14 protein-coding genes and 1 tRNA gene are annotated in these 18,828 nt (G+C 68.4%); 5 read left to right on the forward strand and 10 right to left on the reverse strand.

The window, feature by feature from the left end; translation table 11 throughout:
• The first annotated feature begins 7 nt into the window (after positions 1 to 7).
• Positions 8 to 1,273, forward strand: coding sequence for an Hsp70 family protein (locus tag BW949_RS06615; protein WP_076364270.1), 1,266 nt, complete (start codon positions 8 to 10; stop codon positions 1,271 to 1,273).
• Here BW949_RS06615 and BW949_RS06620 read toward each other — a convergent pair.
• Positions 1,270 to 1,758 carry a hypothetical protein gene (locus tag BW949_RS06620; protein ID WP_076364272.1) on the reverse strand — a complete coding sequence of 163 codons (489 nt, stop codon included), beginning with the start codon at positions 1,756 to 1,758 and terminating at the stop codon, positions 1,270 to 1,272. The two genes, BW949_RS06615 and BW949_RS06620, sit on opposite strands and share 4 nt — an antisense overlap.
• On the opposite strand from BW949_RS06620, the gene BW949_RS16755 reads away from it, so the two are divergent.
• Complete coding sequence (locus tag BW949_RS16755) at positions 1,742 to 1,987, forward strand: hypothetical protein (protein ID WP_143524418.1); 246 nt, start codon at positions 1,742 to 1,744, stop codon at positions 1,985 to 1,987. The two genes, BW949_RS06620 and BW949_RS16755, sit on opposite strands and share 17 nt — an antisense overlap.
• Before the next feature lie 164 nt (positions 1,988 to 2,151).
• Here the strand turns inward: BW949_RS16755 and BW949_RS06625 are convergent.
• From BW949_RS06625 to BW949_RS06650, 6 genes are all read right to left on the reverse strand, one after another.
• Positions 2,152 to 2,227 (reverse strand) — tRNA-Thr (locus BW949_RS06625).
• Positions 2,228 to 2,450: 223 nt separating this feature from the next.
• On the reverse strand, positions 2,451 to 4,037 hold the full coding sequence (locus BW949_RS06630) for a Ppx/GppA family phosphatase (protein ID WP_083947620.1): 1,587 nt from the start codon (positions 4,035 to 4,037) through the stop codon (positions 2,451 to 2,453).
• Between the two features lie 29 nt (positions 4,038 to 4,066).
• Positions 4,067 to 6,268 carry an RNA degradosome polyphosphate kinase gene (locus BW949_RS06635; RefSeq protein ID WP_076364274.1) on the reverse strand — a complete coding sequence of 734 codons (2,202 nt, stop codon included), beginning with the start codon at positions 6,266 to 6,268 and terminating at the stop codon, positions 4,067 to 4,069.
• Between the two features lie 92 nt (positions 6,269 to 6,360).
• Entirely contained in the window at positions 6,361 to 7,071 is a 711-nt protein-coding gene (locus BW949_RS06640; RefSeq protein ID WP_076364276.1) for a P-loop NTPase family protein, read from the reverse strand.
• A complete protein-coding gene (locus tag BW949_RS06645; RefSeq protein WP_076364278.1) occupies positions 7,068 to 8,153 on the reverse strand; it encodes an AI-2E family transporter in 1,086 nt (361 codons plus the stop codon). Before BW949_RS06645 ends, BW949_RS06640 begins: the two co-directional genes overlap by 4 nt.
• Before the next feature lie 77 nt (positions 8,154 to 8,230).
• A complete protein-coding gene (locus BW949_RS06650) occupies positions 8,231 to 9,736 on the reverse strand; it encodes a pentapeptide repeat-containing protein (RefSeq protein ID WP_076364280.1) in 1,506 nt (501 codons plus the stop codon).
• A 137-nt stretch (positions 9,737 to 9,873) separates the two neighbouring features.
• On the opposite strand from BW949_RS06650, the gene proS reads away from it, so the two are divergent.
• Together proS and BW949_RS06660 are read left to right on the forward strand one after the other, a co-directional pair.
• Positions 9,874 to 11,211 (forward strand): proline--tRNA ligase, encoded by a 1,338-nt coding sequence (proS, locus tag BW949_RS06655; protein ID WP_076364282.1) that lies wholly within the window; start codon positions 9,874 to 9,876, stop codon positions 11,209 to 11,211.
• A 125-nt stretch (positions 11,212 to 11,336) separates the two neighbouring features.
• Positions 11,337 to 12,482 carry a cytochrome-c peroxidase gene (locus BW949_RS06660; RefSeq protein WP_076364284.1) on the forward strand — a complete coding sequence of 382 codons (1,146 nt, stop codon included), beginning with the start codon at positions 11,337 to 11,339 and terminating at the stop codon, positions 12,480 to 12,482.
• Between the two features lie 82 nt (positions 12,483 to 12,564).
• Here BW949_RS06660 and trpS read toward each other — a convergent pair whose 3' ends face one another.
• Positions 12,565 to 13,602, reverse strand: a complete 1,038-nt coding sequence (gene trpS / locus BW949_RS06665; RefSeq protein WP_076364286.1) for a tryptophan--tRNA ligase — start codon at positions 13,600 to 13,602, stop codon at positions 12,565 to 12,567.
• A gap of 132 nt (positions 13,603 to 13,734) precedes the next feature.
• Between trpS and BW949_RS06670 the strand changes: the two genes are divergently transcribed.
• Complete coding sequence (locus BW949_RS06670) at positions 13,735 to 14,421, forward strand: rhomboid family intramembrane serine protease (RefSeq protein WP_076364288.1); 687 nt, start codon at positions 13,735 to 13,737, stop codon at positions 14,419 to 14,421.
• 31 nt (positions 14,422 to 14,452) lie between these two features.
• Here the strand turns inward: BW949_RS06670 and murJ are convergent, their stop codons facing one another.
• Together murJ and BW949_RS06680 are read right to left on the reverse strand one after the other, a co-directional pair.
• Positions 14,453 to 15,991, reverse strand: a complete 1,539-nt coding sequence (gene murJ / locus BW949_RS06675; protein ID WP_076364290.1) for a murein biosynthesis integral membrane protein MurJ — start codon at positions 15,989 to 15,991, stop codon at positions 14,453 to 14,455.
• Between the two features lie 13 nt (positions 15,992 to 16,004).
• The gene (locus tag BW949_RS06680) at positions 16,005 to 18,812 is read right to left on the reverse strand and encodes a [protein-PII] uridylyltransferase (RefSeq protein WP_076364292.1); all 2,808 of its coding nucleotides are present in this window, start codon (positions 18,810 to 18,812) and stop codon (positions 16,005 to 16,007) included.
• Positions 18,813 to 18,828: the final 16 nt, after the last annotated feature.

An 18,828-nucleotide genomic window follows, 5' to 3' on the forward strand; every position in this document is an offset into this window, starting at 1 on the left:
GCGGGAGATGCGCATGACCACCCTGGCGATCGACTTCGGTACCTCGAATTCCGCGGCGGCGCTGGCCCATGCGGGGGGCGTCTTCCGCATCCCGATCGAGCACGGCAACGAAACCCTGCCCACGGCGGTCTTCTTCCCGGCGGCGGGCGGCGGCGGCATGCGGATCGGTGCTGCCGCGACCGAGGCGCTGATCGCGGGCGAGGAGGGGCGCTACATGCGCGCGCTCAAGAGCGTGCTGGGCCTGCCGCTGTTCCACGAAAGCCGTCTGATCGGCGGGCGGCGCCGGACGCTGGCCGAGATCGTCACCGCCTTCCTGGCCGAGATGCGCCAGCGCGCCGAGACCGCCACGGGTCTGCGCTTTGCCGCCGCGCTGTCGGGCCGGCCGGTGCATTTCCACAGCAATGATCCCGAACGCGACGCCCGCGCCGAAGCCGATCTGCGCGCCTGCTATCTGGCGGCGGGCTTCGCGCGCGTGACCTTCCTGCCCGAGCCCGAGGCCGCGGCGCTGGCCAGCCATCGGCTGAGCGGGCCGGCCCGGCTGGGGCTGATCGTCGATATCGGCGGCGGCACCTCGGATTTCACGGTGTTTCGCACGCAAGGCGCGCGCCCCCAGATCCTGGCCAGCCACGGCATCCGCCTGGGCGGGACCGACTTTGACCAGGCGCTGTCGCTGGCCCATGCGATGCCGCTTCTGGGGCTTGGGGGGCAGCTTCGCCGCGAGATGGGCGCAGGCCTTCTGCCGGTGCCGCGCGCGCCCTTCGTCGATCTGTCCAACTGGGCCAAGATCCCGTTTCTCTACACCCCCGAGACGCGCCGGCTGGCCGCCGAGATGGCCAAGATGGCGGTCGATCCGGTGGCGCTGGGCCGGTTTCGCACGGTGATCGAGGACGAGCTGGGCCACGGTCTGGCCTTTGCCGTCGAGAAGGGCAAGATCGCGGCCAACCGCGAAGGGGCGGTCGCGGGACGGATCGCGCTGGGCGAGATCGCGCCGGGGCTCGGGGTCGATCTGGATGCCGCGGCGCTGGCCGACACGCTGGCCGAGGCGCGCGCGGCGCTGGGGCAGGCCGCGACCGAGACGCTGGCGCGCGCGGATCTGGCGCCCGCGGCGGTCGAGGAGGTGATCCTGGTCGGCGGCTCGAGCCTGCTGGGGATCGTGCGCGACGAGATGCAGGCGCGCTTTCCCGCCGCCCGCCTGCGCAGCGCCGAGGCCTTTACCGCCGTTGTCGACGGGCTGGCGCTGGCCGCCGCCGAGGCCGACCGCGCCGCGTCCTAATCCGCGTCGTCTTCCTCGGGGGCGTCCTCGGCGCCCTGCATCGCGGCGGCGGCCACCAGCCGCGCGGCGGCAAAGCGGTCGCGGGGGTCCAGTTCGAACAGCTTGTCGAGATAGGGCTGGCCGGTTTCGAAATCGCTCAGCCGCATATGGCAATAGGCCAGCGCGATCAGCGCCTGAAGATAGAGCCCCGGCGCGGTCTCGGCCTCGGCGAAGGGGGCATGCTCGCGCCGCACCTGCCGCCAGTCCGCCGCGATGTTGAGCCGCTGCGCCGCCATCGACAGGATGGCCTCGGCCTGCGGGACGGCCTCGGCGAAGCGATGCGTGTAGAAATAGAACCGATAGGCCCCCAGCCGCACGTCCAGATCCTGCGGCGCGCGGGCCAGCGCGGCGGTGACGGCGCGCTGCGTGCCTTCGGGATCGCTCAGCGCGCCGGGCGCATTGGCCAGCATCTCGAAGGCGTCCCGGGCCATGTCTTCCAGTGCCATCTGGGGCGTCCTTTCCCTCGGCGTGGGCGGCGCCAGCCCAGGCGCGCGGCGCGGGCAGGGAAAGGGGCGGGGCGCGGGCGCGGTCCGGGCGGTCGGGCGCGGTGATCTGTTGCAGGGCCTTGGCAATCTTCCGCTCCATCTCGGCGTGAAATCTCGGATAGGCGGCAAGGGCCTCCTTCTCGGTGTCGTCCAGCTTCTTGTTGAATTCGCGCTTGGTGATGACTTCTGAGACCGCTTTGGGCACGCCGCGGCGATGCGGCCAGCGCTCTGATCTGGTCCGTTCGACGTGCTTCAAGGCAAGCTCCATGTCTGCTCCGGGGGTGCATGAAAGTGCACCGGACGGAACGCAATGTCGCTGAAATTGCAGAGAAATTTGTCACTTCCAAGGGGAAGTGGTGCCGGTGAAGGGACTCGAACCCCCGACCCCATCATTACGAATGACGTGCTCTACCAGCTGAGCTACACCGGCGTCCTTGATCCCGCGGGCCCATGCGGCCCTTGGGCGGCGGCATCTCGGATGACCACCGTGAGGGGGCGTTTACCCGCTTGGGCGGGGCAGCGCAAGCCTCTCTTGTGCGGGATTTGCGGTCTTTTCATCGCGCGCTTCCGGCTGTGGCACGCGTCCCACGGCGCAGTGGATCAGGTGGGGGGATCAGGTGGGGGGATCAGGTGGGGGGATCAGGTGTGGGGGATCACTTGCGGCGCTGGGCCTTCTTGCGGGTGCCGTCGTGGATCACCACGGCCTCGCACTTGAGCGCCGCGGCCAATGCGGCAAAGCGCGCCTCGGCCACTTCGCCGAAAAGCGCGGCCCCCTTGGGCGTCAGATGCAGCTCGAGAACCTTCTTCTTGGGGAACAGCTTCAGCGCGCCCGCCTCGGCCGGGTCATGGATCGAGAACATCGCCCCGAAGCGCATCGCCTTGCCCAGGATCTCGGCCTCGCGCAGGGTCTTGTCATCGAGCAGCTTGAACATCGGCTCGAGCGGGCTGCCCGCGCGCGAATTGCGATAGCGATGCAGCAGCGCCACCCCCAGAAACACCCGTTCGGGATGCGACAGCCCCCCCATGTTGGCGCGGGTGACATGGTCAAAGCAGCTTTCGGCGCGATAATCGGGATGGGCGCGCCAGGTCGTGTCATGCAGCATGCAGGCCGCCCGCGCCAGCCGCACCCGCGCCTCCGCGGCGTTCCTGTAGAGCGGTTCGATGAAGGTATAGAGCTTCTTGCCGAAACCGGGCTGGCGCGCCATCGTGCGTTCGGCGTGCCGGCAGGCCTCGATCAGGGGGTCGCGGCGGCGCAGCCGGTCGGGCATCTGTTCGTAGAGCAGCCCCTCGCGGATGCCATAGGCCGAGATGGCGATCTCGCGCGGGTGGTAGAGATGCACCAATTCGCGCAACACCTGGGCGGCCAGCGGCACCAGATCCATGCGCGAGCCGGAAATGCCCGTCGCCGCGCGCAGCTTGTCGAGATCGGAGCGGCCCAGCCAGGCCACCGTCTGGGCGACGCATTGCGCACCCATCCGGTATTCGTGCAGCACCTTCATCGGATAGCCGCGCCGTTCCATGTCCAGCCGCGCGATCGCCCGCCACGAGCCCCCCACCAGATAGATGCGCTGGTGATCGGGGGCGATCAGCTCGGCCGCGCGGGCCAGCTCGGTGCGGATATGCGCCACGAGTGCCGCCTTGCCGCCCTTGATTTCCTGAAGCCGGAACGGGCCCAGCGGCAGCGAGATGCGCGCGCCCACCTGACGGTTGCGGACCTCGGCCAGCTCCATGGAATTGCCGCCGATGTCGCAGATCACGCCCTCGGCCTCGGGCCAGCCCAGAAGCACGCCCTGCGCCGACAGCCGCGCCTCCTCGAGACCGTTTATGACATGCAGCCGCAGCCCCGTCGTGCGCTCGATCTCGCGGCGGAATTCGGGGCCGTCCTCGGCCTCGCGCACGGCGGCGGTGGCCACGACGGTCAGCGTCTCGATGTCCATCTCGCGCGCCAGCATGGCAAAGCGGCGCAGCGCCGATTGCGCGCGTTCGCGCCCCCGGGGGTTCAGCCGCCCGGTTTCGGCCAGGCCCTGACCCAGACCCGCCATGACCTTTTCGTTGTAGAAATAGGCCGGGCTGCGGGCGGCGCCGTCGAAGACCACCATGCGCACCGAGTTCGACCCCACATCGACCACGCCCACACGCGACAGCGCGCGGGCCGAAGGGTCTTCGAACAGCGGTCTTCCGAACGGGTCCCAGTCGTGGGAACCCAAGGCGCGATCGGCAGAGGTGCGATCAGCGGTCAAGGCGGGCCTCGCGGCACAGAATCATCGGCTCATCCCGGTGGTGTCACCTCGGGGATGATTACCCGTTCCTCGGTGCTGTGGGCAAGCTTGGGCACGTCCTTGGCGCCGGCCGATCCGCGCCCCGACAGCGAGGGGTTCTCCATGAAGAAGCGGTGGCAGTTGAACAGCTCGGACGGCGTGTCGCCCAGATCGCGGTGGAAGCTGCCGTCGGGGCGCAGGATCCAGCTCTGGGCCTCGTCGGCCATGTTGGCGGCCATGATCTGGCTGACGATCTGCGCCTTCACGGTGTCGTTCATCGCCTCGACCAGGGTCTCGACGCGCCGCGTCAGGTTGCGCCCCATCCAGTCGGCCGAGGAGAAGAACACCCGCGCCTGCCGCGAGGGCAGGCCGAAGCCGTTGCCGAAACAGACGATGCGCGAATGTTCGAGGAACCGCCCGATGATCGACTTGACGCGGATGTTCTCGGACAGGCCCTTGATGCCGGGGCGCAACCCGCAGATGCCGCGGACCACGAGGTCGATCTTCACCCCCGCCTGGCTGGCGGCATAGAGCGCGTCGATCACGTCGGGCTCGATCAGCGCGTTCATCTTGGCCCAGATCTGCGCCGGGCGTCCCTGGCGGGCGAAATCGGCCTCGCGCGCGATCAGCTCCAGCAGGCGCGGCTTCAGCGTGATCGGCGCGAAGGCGATGTTCTCCAGCCCCTCGGGCTGCACATAGCCCGACAGGTAGTTGAAGATGCGCGTGGCATCGCGCCCCAGCGCCGGATCGCAGGTGAAGAACGACAGGTCGGTGTAGATGCGCGCCGTGATCGGGTGGTAATTGCCCGTCCCGTAATGGGTATAGGTCACCAGATTGTCGCCTTCGCGGCGGACCACGGTGCTGATCTTGGCATGCGTCTTGTAGTTGATGAAGCCATAGACGACATGCGCGCCCGAGCGTTCCAGCCGCCGCGACTGGCGGATGTTGGCGGCCTCGTCGAAGCGCGCCTTCAGCTCGACCAGCGCGGTCACCGACTTGCCGGCCTCGGCTGCCTCGCACAGCGCATCCACGATCGGGCTGTCGCGCGAGGTGCGGTAGAGCGTCTGCTTGATCGCCAGAACATTGGGATCGTTCGCCGCCTGGTTCAGGAAGCGGATCACCATGTCGAAGGTTTCATAGGGGTGGTGCAGCAGCATGTCCTTGTGCCGGATGGCGGCGAACATGTCGCCGTCATGGTCCTGCACCCGTTCGGGCACGCGCGGCGTGAAGGTGGGCCACAGCAGGTCGGTGCGGCTGCTCAGCACCAGCTCCTTGAGGTCGGCAATGCCCAGAAGGCCCTGCACCTCGACCACCTCGTCGGCGGCCACGCCCAATTCGTCCATGATCAGTGCGCGCAGCTTCTCGGGGGCGCCGGCGGTGATCTTCATGCGGATCACCTGGCCGCGGCGGCGGCGCTTGAGCGCGGTCTCGAATTCGCGCACCAGATCCTCGGCCTCGTCCTCGACCTCCAGATCGCTGTCGCGCAGCACGCGGAAGGCGCAATGGCCCGCGTCACGATAGCCGGGGAACAGCGAGTTGAGATGCAAAAGCAGCAGTTCCTCAAGGGGCAGGAACCGCGCCTCGCCCGGCAGCCGGATGAAGCGGTCGATCTGCTGCGGGATCGGCAGCAGCGCCTGAAGCCGGCGGCCGTCGGACTTGCGCTCGAGGCTCAGCGCCAGGCAGAAGCCGGTGTTGGGGATGAAGGGGAACGGATGCGCCGGGTCGATCGCCAGCGGCGACAGCACCGGGAACACCTTGTTCAGGAAATGCTCGCGCAGGAAGGCTTCGTCTTCATCGGTCAGCGTGGCGCGGGTGGCCAGCACGATCCCGGCGGCCTCCATCTCGCGCTTGAGCGTGTCCCAGGTGGTCTGCTGCGCCTCCATCAGACGGCGCGCATCGGCATTGATCAGCACCAGCTGTTCGGCCGGGGTCAGCCCGTCGTCCGAGGGGCTGGTGTTGCCCTCGCGCACCAGCTCGCGCAGGCCGGCCACGCGCACCGTGTAGAATTCGTCGAGGTTCGTGGCCGAGATCGACAGGAAGCGCAGCCGCTCGAGCAGCGGCACGCGCGGGTTCGTCGCCTCCTCGAGGACGCGCCAGTTGAACGCCAGCCACGACAATTCGCGGTTGAAGAACCGCTTGGGGCCGGAAAAGTCCTCGAGCGGCAGTTCGATGGCCTCGGGAAACGGGGATTTGAGAAAGTCTGCCTGTGTCATGATGCGCTTATGATGTGGAATTGTAAGGGCGCCGTGACAGCCATTCTGGGCGGCGCGCAACAATCTGTCCAGATGCTGCCGCCGAAAGGGGCTCAGCCGTCGCCGTCGCGCGCGTCGCGGCCCGGAATGTCGTCTCCCGGTGCCGCGCCGTCCAGAACTTCAGCCGCCAGCGCGCGCGAGATGCGCCCCCCCCGGCCCAGCGCCGCACGATCAAGGCGCGCCGCGATCGCCGTGGCCGCCGCCGCCGAACGGTCGATCCGCGGCACCAGCCAGGCGATCAGCGTGGGGTCCACCGCCACCTGCCGGTCGGCAAAGCTCTTGACCAGGATCGCGGCCAGAAGCGCGTCGTCGGGCGCCTCGAGCCGCACCAGCGTCGTGGCCTCCATCCGGCTTTTCAGATCGGGCAGGCCCAGCCCCCAATCCGCCGGCCGCGCCCGCGCCGCCAGCAAAAGCCGCCCGCCCTGCGCGCCCAGAAGGTTGTGCAGGTGAAAGAGCGCCTCCTCGGCCCGGCCGGCCACCGCACCGGCGTCATCCACAAAGACCGCACCCGCCGCGGCCAGCGCGGGAATGTCGGCCTGCGCCAGATCGGCGCCCGCCACCACGGCCGCGCCCGCGTCGGCGGCCCAGATCCGGCCCAGATGCGTCTTGCCCGACCCCGCCGGCCCCACGACCACCAGCTTGCCGTTGGGCCAGGCCGGCGCATCGACCAGCGCCAGCGCCTGCGCATTCGACCCCGAGGGCATGAAATCGCAGCGCCCGTAGCGGGGCGTCACATCCAGATCCAGGGTCAGCTGCGCCGTCATTCGTCGTCAAGCCCGGTGTCGCTTTCAAGCCCCACCAGCCCGCGATAGAGCCGGCTGCCCAGATACTGGCCCAGCGCAAAGCGCATCAACACGCCCGCCACCGCCGCCAGCGGCACCGCGACCAGCATGCCGACAAAGCCGAACAGCGTCCCAAAGGCCGACAGCGCAAAGATCAGCCACAGCGGATGCAGCCCGACCGAACTGCCCACCAGCTTGGGCGTGATGACGTTGCCCTCAAGGAACTGGCCGGCCGCGAAGATCCCCGCGATGATGCCCACCGACAGCCAGTCGCCCCAGAACTGGAACAGCGCCAGCCCGATGGCCAGAAGCCCGCCGATCACCGCGCCGACATAGGGGATGAAGGTGATCGCCCCGGCGATCGCGCCCACGACCAGGCCGAAATCCAGCCCCGCTGCCATCAGCGCCACCGAATAGAACGTGCCCAGCAGCAGGCAGACCGACACCTGCCCGCGCACGAAGCCCGACAGCACCGTGTCGATCTCGCGGGCAAGGCGGCGGATCACGGGGCGGTGGTCCAGCGGCAGCCAGCCGTCGATGCGCGCCACCATCCGGTCCCAGTCGAGCAGCATATAGAAGGCCACCACCGGCACCACGACCACGAAGACCAGCGCATTGACCGCGCCCATGGCCGAACTCAGCACCCCCGTGGCCAGCGTGTCCCAGCGGCTCTGGGCGGTCTCGGCCACCGCCGACAGCGCGCGCCGCAGCACGCCTCCGTCCTCGAGAACGCCGGGAAAGCGCGTGATCAGCCAGTCATGCAGCTGCGCCACGATCTCGGGCGCGGTCGAGACCAGCTGCACCGCCTGGCGCACCAGCATCGGCAGCACCAAAAGCGCGGCCAGCGTCAGCACCAGCACCCCCAGCGAGGCAATCGTGGCCGTCGCCGCGGGCCGCGACAGGCCCAGGCGTTCCAGCCGGTCGGCCACCGGGTCCAGGAAATAGGCGATGGCGCCGCCCACCAGGAACGGCGTGATGACCGTGCCCAGGCCCCACAGGACCAGCATCAGCACCGCCAGCGCGGCGGTCCAGTAGATCAGTTGCGAACGGACGGGTAGGGCCATGCATCACCTTGTCAGACCCCCCACAGATCGCCCGTCCCGCGCCGGGTTTCAAGGGGTGGGGGCGTTCGGGGGCGGGCTTAGTCCGTTTCGAGCCCGCACCACTTCAGCCATAGGTTGAAGGTTTTATTCCTACTAGAGGATGACATTGGCCAGTGTTCGGGTGGGCTTATTCCTGCGGGCAATTTCACGGAAGCATCACCGAATGTCTCTTTGAGCGTAAGAGAAAATACTTTTTGCCATAGATCGTCTGAAAAGTCGTCTGAAATAAGCTTCGATGTCACCGCGAGGGACATGTCCCGGAACAAGCTTCCGTTTAGGTCTGCGGAAATCAGGTTGACGTCTACGATGCTTGTCCTGGCGAACCGCGCCATTGTGATTTGGGTGTGAAAAAAGATCGCTCCATCCAGACGGTTGTCCTGAATAACGGCGCGGTCCAGATATGCATCCGAAAAATCGGCCCCTGCCAGTTCCGCATGGTGGACGCTTGCGTGCTGCATCTGCGCTTTTGAAAGCTGCGAACAGTTAAGGCGGCTGCCATGGCATTTCACCCAGTCCATTCGGGCGCCGTTCATTCGTGCACCCGAGAAATTCAGACCGGACAGGTTCGCCCTGCGCAAGTTGGTCTCGCGCAGGTCGAGGCGATAGCCCTTGTAGGCCCTGGTCCGATCCCTCCACGCGCGCAGCTTGTCCCGATATTCCTCCATGGCCGGCGGGTCGTCGGTTGCCGGCGGGCGCGGCGGGTGGTCGAAGATCCAGTCCGCCTCCGGGTCGGCCTGCGGGCCCCAGCGGGCCTCGTGGCGGCGCTGCTCGGGGCTGCGCCGGCCCAGAACCTCCAGCGCCAGTTGCACATCGGCGCGCGGGGGCGGAAAGCTCTGCTGGAATGGTTCTGGCCCTTCCGTGTCGGGATCCGTGGAAGGACGGAGATCGGCCCGTGTCGGAGAGAATATGCCGTAAGTCTTCTGCATAGTGGCTTTCGCGCCGCTGGCCGGGGCGTTGTGGCGGATATAGGCGCAGAGGATCTCCATCACGCGGACATGATCGCGCCCGGCATCGTTGCGCACCGAATCCTGGGCGATGCGTTCCAGCGACAGGAGCGCGCCGATCCGCACCTCGATGTTGGGCTCGGTGATCTCGAGCGCGGTTTTCTTCCGTCTCCGCTTGACCGTCTTCTCGGCGCCCAGCTGCTCGACCGCCTTCGAGATGCGGTCGGTGATCTGGCCATCCTTCTGCAAGTCGAACTGGCGGTGCTTGAGGATCGTGGCCCAGATGACGAAGGGCGCGCCCAGGATCGCCGCGATCAGCGCGCCGGCGCCCAGGTTGGGGCCGCTGCGCGCGCCATCGGGCGGGGCCAGGATGTTGCGCCCCGTGTCGAACAGGACAAGGAACGCCACGACAAGCGCCCCGGCAAAGGCCAGCGCCACCAGCGCCAGGACCAGGTCGCGCCCATCGCGGCCCAGAGCGTTGCTGCGCGGGGCGACAAGGCCGCGTCCGCGCAGCCCGAAACCCGCCCAGGCCAGCATCACCACCCCCGCCCCCAGAAGGGCAAGCTCGATCGTCGGGACGGTGGCGGCGGACCAGATCACGGGCGCATCCCTCGGGGCGGCGGCATCGCCTGCCAGACTGGCCCGCGCCCGGCCCGCGCCGCAAGCCCATCTTGCCCCGCGCGGCGCTTTCGGCTAGCCCCTGAGGCCATCACGCATCTCAATCGCAGGGACATTCCATGCGCCTCTCCCGTTACTTCCTGCCCGTCCTGAAGGAAAACCCCGCCGAGGCGCAGATCGTCAGCCACCGGCTGATGCTGCGCGCCGGCATGATCCGCCAGCAGGCGGCCGGCATCTATTCGTGGCTGCCGCTGGGCTATCGCGTGCTGCGCCGCATCGAGCAGATCGTGCACGAGGAACAGGCCCGCGCCGGCCATATCCCGCTGTTGATGCCGACGCTGCAACCGGCCGACCTGTGGCGCGAATCCGGCCGCTATGACGATTACGGCCAGGAGATGCTGCGCATCCGTGACCGCCACGACCGCGACATGCTCTATGGCCCCACCAACGAGGAGATGATCACCGACATCTTCCGCGCCCATGTGGAAAGCTACAAGCAGCTGCCGCTGACGCTCTATCATATCCAGTGGAAGTTCCGCGACGAGATCCGCCCGCGCTTTGGCGTGATGCGCGGCCGCGAATTCCTGATGAAGGACGGCTACAGCTTCGACCTGACGCGCGAGGATGCGTTGCATGCCTACAACCGCCACATGGTCAGCTATCTGCGCACCTATGAACGCATGGGCCTGACCGCCATTCCGATGCGCGCGGCCTCGGGGCCGATCGGGGGCGACAACACGCATGAATTCCTGGTGCTGGCCGAGACCGGCGAATCCGAGGTGTTCTATGACGCCCGCGTGCCCGCGCTGAAGCTGGGCGATCGCGCGGTGGATTATGACGACCGCGCACAGGTGGCCGCGATCTGCGAGGAATTCACCTCGCTCTATGCGCGCACCGACGAGACCCACGACGCGGCCCTTTTCGAACAGATCCCCGAAGAGCGCCGCTGCATCGGCCGCGGCATCGAGGTCGGGCAGATCTTCTACTTCGGCACCAAGTATTCCGAGGCAATGGGCGCGACCGTCGTCACCCCCGATGGCGCCCGCGTGCCGGTCGAGATGGGCAGCCACGGCATCGGCGTCAGCCGGCTTCTGGGCGCGCTGATCGAGGCCAACCACGACGACCGCGGCATCATCTGGCCCGAGGGCGTGACCCCCTTCCCGGTGGGGATCGTCAACCTCAAGCAGGGCGACGCGGCCACCGATGCCGCCTGCGAGGGGCTCTATGCCGCGCTGGCCGCCAGGGGCCTTGAGGCGCTCTATGACGACCGCGAGGATCGCGCCGGCGCCAAATTCGCCACGATGGACCTGATCGGGCTGCCCTGGCGCATCACCGTCGGGCCGCGCGGGCTGGCCAATGGCGTGGTCGAACTGACCTGCCGGCGCACCGGCGAGAGCGAGGAAATGAGCGCCGAGGCCGCGGTGGCGCGCGTGGCCGAGATCTACGCCGGGCGCTGAGCCCCGGTTTTCGGTCGCAACATTCTCCCCCGCGTGCCGCCCGCGCGCGGGGGTTTTTCGTGCCGCGCTTGACAGGGTGAATTCGTAGTGTTTTGGTCGGGTATAATCCTTCCAAAAGGTCCGACATGTTGCTTCCCGCGGTCTCGCTGATCTGCCTTGCCCTTCTGGCCGCGCCGGCGCGCGCGGCCGAACCCGACGCCGCCCCCTTCACCGATCCGGCGGAATGGGGCGAGGCGCTCTTCTTCGACACCAATCTTTCGCAGAACCGCACGCAGGCCTGCGCCAGCTGCCACGCGCCCGCGCGCGCCTTCACCGACCCGCGCCAGACCCGCGCCGGGGCGGCGGTGTCGCTGGGCGACGATGGCGTCTCGCTGGGGGACCGCAATGCGCCCACGGCGATGTATGCGGGCTTCGTGCCGCCCTTCACGCGCCGGGCCGACGGCATGTGGGAGGGGGGGCTTTTCCACGACGGCCGGGCCGCGGATCTGGCCGCGCAGGCGGGCGGGCCGCCCCTGAACCCGGTCGAGATGGGGCTTCCCTCGAAACGCGCGGTTCTGGCGCGGCTGAACGAGACCCCGCGTTACCGGGCGACGCTGGCCGCGCAGGGCCTGTCCGACGACCCCGAGGGCGCCTATGCCGCGATGACCGCGGCGCTGGCGGCCTATGAGAAGACGGCGGTCTTTGCGCCCTTTTCCTCGCGCTATGACCGCTATCTGCGCGGCGAGATCGAACTGACCCCCGAGGAAGACCTGGGCCGGGTGCTGTTCTTCTCGCAGCAATTCACCAATTGCAACCTGTGCCACCAGCTGCGCCGCTCGCCCACCGATCCGGCCGAGACCTTCTCGAATTACGAATATCACAACATCGGCGTGCCGGCGAACACGGCCGTGCGGGCGGTGAACGGGCTGGGCGCGGATCATGTGGATGCGGGCCTTGCCGCAAATCCGCAGGTCAGCGACCCCGCGGCGCAGGGCCGGTTCCGCGTGCCGGGGCTGCGCAATGTGGCGGTGACGGGCCCCTATATGCACAACGGCGTCTTTGCCGATCTGCGCACGGTCATCCTGTTCTACAACAAGTATAATTCCCGCCGCCCGGATCGGCAGATCAACCCCGAGACCGGCGCGCCCTGGGCCCCGCCCGAGGTCGCGGCGAACCTCTCGCGCGATCTTCTGGAAGAGGGCCCTGCGCTCGATGATCGGCGCATCGACGCGCTGGTGGCCTTTCTCGAGGCGCTGACCGACGCCGAATACGAGCCGCTTCTGGACCGCTGAGCCGGGCGCGGGCGGGAAGGCGCGCAGCGAAAAGGGCCCCGCGCGGGGGCCCCTTGGAACGTGGAACGGCAAGGGGGCGCGCTCAGCGCGAGCGGATCATCCCCATGATGTCCATCGTCCGCGCCAGGATCGGCTGGGCGATCGCTTCGGCGCGCGCCGCGCCCTGGCCCAGGATGCGGTCGATCTCGGCCGGGTCGGCCATGAGCCGTGTCATCTCGGTCGAGATCGGCGCCAGCACCGACACCGCCAGATCCGCCAGCGCGGGCTTGAAGGCGCCGAAACCCTGGCCGGCGAATTCCTCGACCACCTGCTGGGCGGTCTTGCCCGAAAGCGCGGCATAGATGTTGACCAGGTTGCGCGCCTCGGGGCGGTCGCGCAGCCCGTCCAGGTTGTCGGGCAGCGGGTCGGGATCGGTGCGCGCCTTGCGGAACTTCTGCGCGATCGTGTCGGCGTCGTCCGTCAGGTTGATGCGGCTGGCGTCCGAGGGGTCGGATTTCGACATCTTCTTGGTGCCGTCACGCAGCGACATCACCCGCGTGGCCGCGCCCTCGATCACGGGTTCGGGCATCGGGAAGAAGTCCACGCCGTAATCGTGGTTGAACTTGGCGGCAATGTCGCGGGTCAGCTCGACATGCTGCTTCTGGTCCTCGCCCACGGGGACATGGGTCGCGTGATAGACCAGGATGTCGGCCGCCATCAGCGACGGATAGGCATAGAGCCCCAGGCTCGCCTTTTCCGCATTCTTGCCGACCTTGTCCTTGAACTGCGTCATGCGGTTCATCCACCCCAGCCGCGCGACACAGTTGAACATCCACCCCAGCTCGGCATGGGCCGAGACCTGGCTCTGGTTGAACAGGATCGACCGGGCCGGGTCGATCCCCGAGGCGATGAAGGCCGCGGCGGCCTCGCGGGTCTGGTGGCGCAGGCGCTCGGGCTCTTGCCAGACGGTGATCGCATGCAGGTCGACCAGGCAATAGATCGTCTCGATGCCCGCATCCTGCTTTTCGGCAAAACGTCTGAGCGCGCCCAGGTAATTGCCCAGCGTCAGCCCGCCCGACGGCTGGATGCCCGAGAAGATGCGGGGGGGAAAGACGGGGGCTTGGGGCTCTTGGGCGGTCATGGCGTTCCCTTGGATGGCGGCGGGGGTGGAAAAGAATGCGTTCCTCGCTTATCGCTTCGGCGCAGGGCGCGCAACCGGACCCGCGCGCCTGCCCCCCTGCCGTTGCCGGGTCCGCGCAAGAAGGAACACGCCATGCGCGAGGGATACGATCATTCGCCGGTCAACCCGCTGCCCTGGGCGGTCTGGGTGCTGGCGCTGCCGATCATCGCCTTCGAGGCGGTCTTTGCCCTTGGTCAGGCCGGTCTGGCCGGCGGCCCCGAGGCGGTGGGCTGGCGGATGGACGCGCTCCAGCGCTTTGCCTTCGCGCCGGGCATCCTGCGCGCGATGATCGCGGCGGGGGATTATCCGCAAAGCCATGTCACCCGCATCCTGACCTATCCCTTCGTGCATGGCAGCTTCACCCAGGCGCTGTTCGTTCTGGTCTTCCTGCTGGCGCTGGGCAAGATGGTGGGCGAGATCTTCCGCCCCCTGGCCGTGATCGTGCTGTTCCTGGCCTCGGCCGTGGGGGGGGCGCTGATCTATACCGCGCTGGGTGTCTCTGACCGGCCGATCTATGGCGGCTATCCGGCGGTCTATGGGCTGATCGGGGCCTATACTTGGCTTTTGTGGATGCGCGCCGCGGGTGTGGGCGAAAGCCGGCTGCGGGCGTTCCAGCTGATCGGCTTCCTGCTGGGATTGCAGCTGGTCTTTGGCCTTCTGTTCGGGGGCAGCTGGGACTGGGTGGCCGAACTCAGCGGCTTCGGGGTGGGTTTCCTGCTGTCCTTCCTGCTGGGGCCGGGCGGCTGGTCGCGCGCGCTCGACCGGATGCGCCGGCGCTGAGCCGGGGCACGCAGGGCGATCACGGGCGGCTTCAGCGGCGCAGCGCGGCGCGGAAATCGCTCAGCCGAAAGGCGCCGATCGCCCCGCCGACGCCGAAATAGACCACGATCCCCAGGCCCACCAGCCCGGCCAGCGCGCCATAGCGCAGCCCGCCCGTGGCCAGCGGCCCGGCCAGCTGCGCCGCCGCCAGCCACAGCACCGCCCCCATGGCCGCCGAGGCGATCACCAGCCGCGGCAGCCGACGGCGCAGCCGCGTGTCGGGGCGTGCGGCGTCCCCCATGCCGCGCGCACCGTGCCAGAGCTGGGCCACCATCACCCAGGCCGAGACCGTCGTGGCGATGGCCGCCGACAGGAAGCCGATCACCGGCATCAGCCCCACCGCCAGCAGGGCGTTGACCCCCATCGCCACCACCGCGAAATGGAACGGGCGGCGCGTGTCCTCGCGCGCATAATAAAGCGGCTGAAGCACCTTGTGCAGCACGAAGGCCGGCAGCCCCGCGCCATAGACGGCCAGCGCCGCGGCGGTGGCGTCGATGTCAGAGGCGCCAAAGGCCCCGCGCCCGAAGAGCACCTGCACCAGCGGTTGGGCCATGACGATCAGCGCCACCGCCGAAGGCAGCGTCAGCATCAGCGCGAATTCGGTGCCGCGGTTGAAGCTGGCCCGCCCGCCCGCGTGATCGGCGGCGCGCAGCTTGCGCGACAGATCAGGCAGCAGCACCACCCCGATGGCGATCCCCACCACCCCCAGCGGCAATTGATAGAGCCGGTCGGCATAGGACAGCCAGGCCACCGCGCCTTCGGTGAAGCTGGCGACCTGGCGGCCGACGATCAGGTTGATCTGCACCACGCCCCCCGCCAGAACCGCGGGCGCCGCGATCACCGCCAGCCGGCGCAATTCGGGTGTCAGCCGCGGGCGGCGAAAGCGCAGCGACAGCCCTGTGCGCGCCAGCGCCGCCCAGACCAGCGCCAGCTGCGCCACGCCTGCCACCGGCACCGTCCAGGCCAGCGTCGGACCCATCGGCCAGCCCAGCGCATCGGCGCCCAGCATCGCCGCCACGAACAGGATGTTGAGCAGCACCGGCGCCGCCGCCGTGGCCGCGAAACGCCCCGTTGCGTTCAGCACCCCCGAGATCAGCGCCGCCAGCGAGATGAACAGGATATAGGGAAAGGCGATCTTGCCGAAGGCCACGGCCATGTCGAAGCGGGCATCCCCGGCAAAGCCCGAGGCCATGGCCAGCACCAGCCAGGGCATCGCCGCCATGGCCAGAAGCGTGAACAGGCTCAGCAGCGTCGCCATCCCCCAGAAGGCATCGCGGGCAAAGCCCTCGGGGTCTTCGCCGGCCTCGTATTTCTTCGAGAACATGGGCACGAAGGCCATGTTGAAGGCGCCCTCGGCGAAGAAGCGGCGGAACATGTTGGGCAGCGAGAAGGCGATCAGAAAGGCCTCGGCCACCGGGCCTGCGCCCAGAAAGGCCGCCATCATGATGTCGCGGGCAAAGCCCAGCACCCGGCTGGCCAATGTCCAGCCGCCCACCGTGACGAAGCCCCGCACCAGCCGGATCGCCGCCATGTTCCTGCCCGCCCTAGCTTGCCGCGCGTTCGGCGCCTTCGGCGATCGCGGCGCGCAGACGTTTTTCCAGTGTTTCCTGCCGGGCCTTGGAATGCAGTTTCAGCCCGAACATGTCCTTGACGTAGAAGGTGTCGACCACCTGCGCGCCATAGGTCGCAATGACCGCGCTGGCGATGTAGATCGAATTGCCGGCCAGCGCGCGGGCCAGATCATAGAGAAGGCCGGGCCGGTCGCGGGTGTCCACCTCGATGATCGTATAGATCTCCGAGCCTTCGTTGTCGAAGACGATATGGGTGGGAAAGCGGAATTCGCGCTCGCGTTTCTTGATCTTGTCGCGGTCCTTCAGCGCCTCGCGGGCCAGAACTTCGCCGCGCAGGATGCGTTCGATCATCGAACGCAGGCGGGGCAGCCGCGAGGCCTCGTAGGGGCTGCCGTCGCTGTCCTGGATCCAGAAGGCGGCGGTGGCCAGACCGTCCTTGGTCGTATAGGTGCGCGCATCGACGACATTGGCCCCCACCAGCGCCAGCGCGCCCGACAGCCGCGCGAAGATGCCGGGGTGGTCGGCCATGGCGAAACAGGCGCGGGTGGCGTCGTGGTCGGCATCCGGGTGCAGGTCGATGCGGATCGAATCCTCGGGCAGGTCGCGCAGCAGCCGGGCAAAGACCGCCTGGGTCTCGGTCGACAGGCCCTGCCAATAGGGCGGGTAATGCCGCGCGGTCTCCTGGCGCAGCGCCCGCGGCTCCCAATCCGACAGCGCCTCGCGCAGGGCGCGTTTGGCCTCGTCCTGGCGCTGCTCGCGGTTGACCGCCTCGAGGCCGGCCTCGAGCGCCGTGGCCGTGTCGCGGTAGAGCTTGCGGATCAGCTGGGCCTTCCAGTTGTTCCAGGTGCCCGGCCCCACGCCGCGGATGTCGCACACGGTCAGCACCGTCAGCAGGTCCAGCCGCTTCTTGGTGCGCACCATCTTGGCAAAGTCGCGCAAGGTGCGCGGGTCCGACAGGTCGCGCTTCTGCGCCATGTCCGACATCAGCAGGTGATGGCGCACCAGCCATTCCACGGTCTCGCATTCCTCGGCGTTCAGCCCCAGCCGCGGCGCCACCCGGCGCGCGATCTGGGCCCCGATGATGGCGTGATCCTCGGGGCGGCCCTTGCCGATGTCATGCAGGAACAGCGCGGCATAGAGCACGCGCCGGTTCACGTCTTCCTCAAGGATGCGCGACGACAGCGGCAATTCCTCGATCAATTCGCCGCGCTCGATCTGCGCCAGCGTCGAGATGCATTGGATCGTGTGCTCGTCCACCGTGTAATGGTGGTAGACGTTGAACTGCATCATCGCCACGACCGGCTCGAATTCGGGAATGAAGGCGGCGATCACGCCCAGCTCGTTCATCCGCCGCAGCGCGCGTTCGGGGTTGCCGTGCTTGAGCAGCAGATCCAGGAAGATGCGCCCGGCCTCGCGGTCCTCGCGGATGTCCTCGAAGCGCTTGAGATTGGCCGCCACCAGCCGCATCGCATCGGGGTGGATCAGCATGCCGGTGCGCAAGGCTTCCTCGAAGATGCGCAGCATGTTCAGCGGATCGGCCAGGAAGGCCTTGGCATCGACCACGTTCAGGCGGTTGTTCTCGGAGACGAAGCCCGCCTTGACCTTGCGCCGGCGGCGGAAGATGCGCTGGAGCATGGGCGCGCGCTTGACATGGCGCGCCTCGAGGCCGGTCAGGAAGATGCGCGTCAGCTCGCCCACGCGCGTGGCATGGCGGAAATAGCGCTGCATGAAGATTTCCACGCCGCGCCGGCCCTCGCGGTCCTCATAGCCCATGCGGCGGGCGACCTCGACCTGGGCGTCGAAGGTCAGCTGGTCCGAGGCCCGCCCCGCGATCAGATGCAGATGGCAGCGCACCGCCCAGAGGAAATCCTCGGCTTGCAGGAAGGTGTCGTATTCGCGCGCGGTGAACATGCCCAGATCGACCAGCTGGCGCACCGAATCGACGCCATGCAGGTATTTTGCGATCCAGTAGAGCGTCTGGAGATCGCGCAGACCGCCCTTGCCCTCCTTGATGTTGGGTTCAAGAACATAGCGCTGCCCGCCCTGCCGGCGGTGGCGCGCGGCGCGTTCGTCCAGCTTGGCCTCGATGAATTCCGATTCCGTGCCGTGGAACAGATCGGCGCGCAGCCGTTCGCGCAGTTCCTCTTCCAGGGGGGCGTGGCCGCAGATCAGCCGGTGTTCCAGCAGCGCGGTGCGGATGGTGTAATCCTCGCGGCCGAGGCGGATGCAATCCTTCACCGTGCGCGAGGCATGGCCGACCTTCAGCCGCAGATCCCACAGCATGTAGAGCATGGATTCGATCACGCTCTCGGCCCAGGGCGTGATCTTCCAGGGCGTCAGGAACAAGAGGTCGACATCCGAATGCGGCGCCATCTCGGCGCGGCCATAGCCGCCCACCGCCAGCAGCGCCAGCCGCTCGCCATCGGTGGGGTTGGGCAGCGGATGCAGCACCTGTGTGGCCAGCGCATGGGCCGTGCGCACCACCGCATCGGTCAGCCGTGCCTGCGTCTGCACCGTGGCCAGCCCCTTGCGGGGATGGTCTTCCAGTTCGCGGGCCAGAAGCGCGCAGGCCTCCTCGCGCGCGGCGCGGACGCGTTCGGTGAACAGCGCGCGCACGGCGCGGGGCTCGGCCAGCGCGCGCGCCTCGGCCAGCAGGGCTTCGCAGAAAAGGTCGGGGGTCTCGAGCAGGGCGCGCCCCGCGTCCGTGGCGGGCGGGGTGGTCGCAGGGGTGGTGACGGGATCGGGCGTCGGCGCGGACCGGGCGCTGGCCGGCGTGGTCATGGGCGTGCTCCTGCCC

This window comes from Phaeovulum vinaykumarii (genome assembly GCF_900156695.1).
Lineage (GTDB): Bacteria > Pseudomonadota > Alphaproteobacteria > Rhodobacterales > Rhodobacteraceae > Bieblia_A > Bieblia_A vinaykumarii.